Origin of the sequence: Streptomyces glaucescens, from assembly GCF_002154375.1 — a bacterium.
GTDB classification, from domain to species: domain Bacteria; phylum Actinomycetota; class Actinomycetes; order Streptomycetales; family Streptomycetaceae; genus Streptomyces; species Streptomyces glaucescens.
Genome location: NZ_MUND01000623.1, coordinates 1 through 5,184, shown reverse-complemented (window position 1 = coordinate 5,184; position 5,184 = coordinate 1). Strand labels below are relative to the sequence as shown.

4 protein-coding genes are annotated in these 5,184 nt (G+C 72.0%); all 4 read left to right on the top strand.

Annotated elements, in window-relative coordinates; all coding sequences use genetic code 11:
• Positions 1–361 precede the first annotated feature (361 nt).
• The 4 genes from CCN42_RS33285 (at position 362) to CCN42_RS33270 (ending at position 5,117) form a co-directional block, all read left to right on the top strand.
• A complete protein-coding gene (locus tag CCN42_RS33285; protein ID WP_086741141.1) occupies positions 362–1,321 on the top strand; it encodes an SCO0930 family lipoprotein in 960 nt (319 codons plus the stop codon).
• Positions 1,322–1,610: 289 nt separating this feature from the next.
• On the top strand, positions 1,611–2,423 hold the full coding sequence (locus CCN42_RS33280) for an SAM-dependent methyltransferase (protein WP_086741139.1): 813 nt from the start codon (positions 1,611–1,613) through the stop codon (positions 2,421–2,423).
• Positions 2,420–4,561, top strand: a complete 2,142-nt coding sequence (locus CCN42_RS33275) for a putative bifunctional diguanylate cyclase/phosphodiesterase (protein WP_086741138.1) — start codon at positions 2,420–2,422, stop codon at positions 4,559–4,561. The genes CCN42_RS33280 and CCN42_RS33275 overlap by 4 nt, the downstream gene beginning before the upstream one ends.
• A 103-nt stretch (positions 4,562–4,664) precedes the next feature.
• Complete coding sequence (locus CCN42_RS33270) at positions 4,665–5,117, top strand: ester cyclase (RefSeq protein ID WP_086741137.1); 453 nt, start codon at positions 4,665–4,667, stop codon at positions 5,115–5,117.
• Positions 5,118–5,184: the final 67 nt, after the last annotated feature.

Genomic DNA, 5,184 nt, shown 5'->3' with positions numbered 1-5,184 from the left:
CGCCGGCCGGCGCGCCCACGAGGGCCCACGTCAGCGCCGTCAGGGTGAAAACCCTTGCGGTCACGGGGAAATGGGTCGGTTCGGATCCATGCACGCCGGAGATCATGAGGCCTGCCCGGCACCGACATGCCGGGACGCCGGAGGAATGACCCGAAGGAGGGAAACGGCCTTGCGCAGGTTTGGACGCCGGTTCCGTCGCGCATTCGAATTACCTCGAACAGGTCGCACGGACCCGTCCCGTCCGGGAAGAATTCCGCCCGTGTGTTGAACGCACCCCCCACCTTCGCCCGTACCCCCTGTCGAGCGGCGGCGCAGCAGGGCGCTGTGACTGCAAGAGCCTTGTGATGATGGGGAGTTGACAATGAAGACCTCCTGGCGGAGCGCCTCACTCGCGGCGGGTGCCGTGGTCGTGCTGGCGTTGACGACGGCGTGCGGCCAGGACGGCGGCGGAACCCAGCCGGCCAGCCAGAACGTCGGCGCGACGGCCGCGGCCGGTGGCTACGGCGGCACGGGCATCGGCAACGGCGCCGGGGCGGGTGCCGGTGCGGAGGCGACGGGCCAGCAGGGCGCCGCAGCCCCGGCCGCCCCGGCCGGCAAGCTGGGCGTCTCCGCGAACGCGGAACTCGGCCGGGTCCTGACCGACGCCGACGGCCGCACCCTCTACCGGTTCGACGAGGACACCGCCGAACCCCCCAAGTCCAACTGCGAGGGCGAGTGCGCCACCGCCTGGCCCCCGGTCCCCGCGGACGACGCCTCGGCCGGCGCGGGCATCGACAAGAACCTGCTCGGCGAGGTCACCCGCGCCGACGGCACCAGGCAGCTGACCGTCGGCGGCTGGCCCGCCTACCGCTACGCCAAGGACGTCGCCCCGGGTGAGACCAGGGGGCAGGGCGTCGGCGGCACCTGGTACGCCCTCGCCCCCGACGGCAAGAAGGCCGCGCTCGCCGATCTGCCCGGACTGTCCACCCGCAAGGACCCCAAGCTCGGCGAGATCGTCGTCGACAAGAACGGCATGACGGTCTACCGCTTCATGAAGGACGAGGCCTGGCCCAAGCCGGTCTCCGCCTGCACCGGCGCCTGCCTGGAGAACTGGCCGGCCGTCGCGCCGGTCGAGGCGAACGACACGGAAGGGGTGCAGAAGAAGGGGCTGATGAGCTTCACCCGCCCGGACGGGACCAAGCAGCAGACCGTCAACTGCTGGCCCATCTACACCTTCAGCGGTGACACCGCCCCGGGCGACACCAACGGACAGGGCGTGGGCGGCACCTGGTTCGCCGTGGCGCCCGACGGCAAGCCGATCGGTGCGCCGGAGAAGGAGTAGCACCCGCGAGCGGCGCCCTCCCCGGCCCGCCGCGCCCCACCGGTCCGCCCCCGTCGCTCCCCGCGACGGGGGCGGACGTCTGACGTCACCCGTCGACATCTCCTCGTACGGGAACTCTCCGGAACGCCACCGATACGTCGCGTGGAAGCGTGCGAGCCCTCCGGAATCCGGCACGTGCCGCAGGCAGTGACCGGGAACGGATGGTCAATTTCCGTTTCAGCTCGCCCGTTTGGCGGACGATCAGTAGCCTCTGCTCGAACACCGGATCGCCTATGCCTTGGAGAGCTAGATGGAGCGTCCCGCCTGGGCCCCACGGAGCATCGACATCTCGGTGCCGAGCGTTGCGCGCATCTACGACTTCTACCTGGGCGGCTCGCACAACTTCGAGGTCGACCGCGAAGCGGCCCGCCGGGCCATGGAGTTCATGCCGGGACTCCCCAAGATCATGCAGGCGAACCGGGCCTTCATGCGCCGCGCGGTCCGCCACGCCGTGGACCAGGGGATCACCCAGTTCCTGGACATCGGCTCCGGCATCCCGACCTTCGGCAACGTCCACGAGGTCGCCCAGGCGGCAAGCCCCGGCGCCCGCGTCGTCTACGTCGACCGCGATCCGGTGGCCGTCGCCCACAGCCAGGCGGTCCTCGACGGCAACGCGCACGCGGACGTGGTCGCCGCGGACCTGCTCAAGCCGCAGGACATCCTGACCAGCCCCCAGGTCGAGCGGCTGCTGGACCTCGACCGCCCGGTGGCCCTGCTCCTCGTTGCGATACTGCACTTCGTGGAGGACGCGGACGACCCGTACGGCTCGGTGGCGCAGTTGAGCGACGCACTGGCGCCCGGCAGCATGCTGGTACTGACCCATGCCTCGTACGAGGGAATCCCACTGCCGGCGGAGCGGGCGGGGGGAGCGGTGGACGTATACAAGGACATTCGCAACCCGCTGATCATGCGCTCGCGCGACGAGATCGCGCGGTTCTTCGAGGGGTACGACATGGTGGAACCCGGACTGGTGCCGATGCCGCACTGGCGGCCGGACACCGCGCCGGAGGACGAGGATCCGTACGCGTTCTCCGGTTTCGCGGGCGTGGGGCGTACGGCGTGAGCGCGGAGCCGGACGGGCCGGAGGACAGACTGCGCCGGTTCGCGACGATCTGGAGCCGGGCGGTCTTCCCGGTGACCCTGACCTCCCTGACCCGGCCGGAGTTCGAGAAGCAGCTGCTGCCGCTAGCCCGGCGGCTCAGCCGGGCGCTGCGGGCCAGGACCTTCGACGCGGCCGAGGGCCGAGCGGTCGGCGCCGCGCTCGTCGCCGCGCACTGCACCGATCCCGACGCGCTGAGCCGCACGCTGGACTGCGTGGACGCCTACCTGGTGCTCTACTGCGGCGAGGGCGGCGACCAGGAGGGCCTGCGGGCGCGTTCGGCGCGGCTCCAGCACGCCATGGCCGCCGGGTTCGCCCAGGCGCTGCGGGCGCGCACCCTCGCGGAACAGGAGGCCATCGCCCAGGCCGCGCTGCGCGCCCAGGGCGTGGTCGCCCAGGCGCTGCACGCCAGCGAGGCCCGGTTCCGCGCGGTGTTCGAGGGCGCGGCGATAGGCATCGGCATCGCCGACCTGGACGGCAACGTGCTGGAGGTCAACGGCGCACTGCTGCGGATGTTCGGCGGCGGCGAGCACAACGTGCGCGGCCGCAACGTCCGCGACTGGACGCACGCCGATGACTCGCCCCACGTGTGGCGGCTCTACGAGGAACTGGTGCGCGGCGAACGCGAGCACTACCACGTGGAGAAGGCCTTCTACCGGCCCGACGGCACCGTCCTGTGGACCAACCTCACGGTCTCCCTGCTGCGTGACGCCGACGGCAACCCGCAGTACCAGCTCGCGCTGATGGAGGACACCACCGAGCGCCGGCTGCTCAACCTGCGGCTGCGCTACGAGGCCACCCACGACGCCCTCACCGGGCTGCCCAACCGCACCCTGTTCTTCGAGCGCCTGGAGAAGGTGCTGAACGCGGGCCCCGGGCACCGGTTCGGGCTGTGCTACCTGGACCTGGACGGCTTCAAGACGATCAACGACAGCCTCGGCCACGCGGCCGGCGACCGGCTGCTCGTCGAGGTCGCCGACCGGCTCCAGTCCTGCGCCACGGCGCCCGGCGAGATGGTCGCCCGGCTCGGCGGCGACGAGTTCGTGGCGCTGACCACCGGCCCCGACACCCGGCGCGAGGTCGACGAGCTGGCCTCCCGGATCATGAACGCCCTGGTCGCCCCCATCAGCATCGACGGCCGGGAGCTGACCGTGCGCGGCAGCATCGGCATCGTCGAGGGCCCGGCCGGGGAGCGCAGCGCGGCCGAGGTGCTGCGCAGCGCCGACATCACGATGTACCGGGCGAAGTCGGCGGGCGGCAACCGCTTCGAGCTGGCCGACGCCGAGGCCGACGCCCGGGCCATCACCCGGCACGGGCTCACCACCGCGCTGCCGACCGCCCTGGACCGTGGCGAGTTCTTCATCGAGTACCAGCCGCTGGTCCACCTCGGCGACGGCAGCGTCCGGGGCGCCGAGGCCCTGGTGCGCTGGCTGCACCCGCAGCACGGCGTGCTCGGCCCCGACCGGTTCATCCCGCTCGCCGAACACACCGGCCTGATCGTGCCGCTGGGCCGCTGGGTGCTGGAGCAGTCGGTGCGGCAGGCCAAGGAGTGGCGCGAACGCCACGCCGGCACGGCCACCGCCCCGCTGCGCATCAACGTCAACCTCTCGCCCTGCCAGCTCACCCACCCCGGGCTGGTCCAGGACACGGTGGACATCCTGGAGACGGCGGGTGTCGACCCCGACGCGCTGTGCCTGGAGGTCACCGAGTCCGCCCTGATCGGCGCCGACGACGACCTGCTGAAGCCGCTGCGCAGGCTGGCCGAGATGGGCGTGGACATCGCCCTGGACGACTTCGGCACCGGCTACTCCAACCTCGCCAACCTCCGCCGGCTCCCGGTGAGCGTCCTCAAGCTGGACCGCTCCTTCACCCAGAGCATGCAGCAGTTCCCGGCCGACCCCGTCGATCTCAAGATCGTGGACGGGATCGTCTCCCTCGCCCACAGCCTGAACCTGGCGGTCACGGTCGAGGGCGTGGAGACCGGCGCCCAGGCCGAACAACTGCGGATACTTGGCTGCGACACGGCGCAGGGCTGGTACTACGCCCGCCCGGGCCCACCGGAACGTCTCCACGAGCTGGCGATGGCGGACACGTCGGGCTGAGCGGCGAGCGGCAGGGCGGTGGCGTCGGCCCGGTGGTCGCCCCGGCGGGCGCTTCCTACGATCGAGGGAGAGGACCCGAGCGGGCCCGGCTGGGAGCACGGGTATGGACACCACCGAGATGCGCCGCCTCTTCGAGGCCCATCGCGCGGCGGAGGCGGCCCGGGACATCGACGGCATCCTCAGGACGTTCGTCAGTGACTGCTTCCTGGAGACGAAGGCGCTGGGGCTGCGCAGCCAGGGCACGGACGCCGTGCGCGCCGCCTACCAGCAGCAGTACTTCACCGCGTTCCCGGACCTCGCCCCCGAGGACGAGGGCATCGCCTACGGCGACGACGTCGTCGCCGTATGGGGAACGCTGCGCGGTACCAGCCGCGGCGACTGGCTGGGGATCCCACCGGGCGGCGGCTCCTTCGCGGTCCCCTTCGCCAACGTCGTCCCCTTCCGGGACGGCCTGATGGCGGGCGAGTCGATCTACTTCGACCTGGCCACCCTCTGCGACCAGGCGAACATCCCACTGGGGGAGATACGGAAGGCGGCGGCACGCCGCCGGCCGTGAGGGGGTGCGGGGCGCTGCGCGAGCGGCCACGACGAACCCGCGGACGGCGACGGCGCCGACCCGCGAC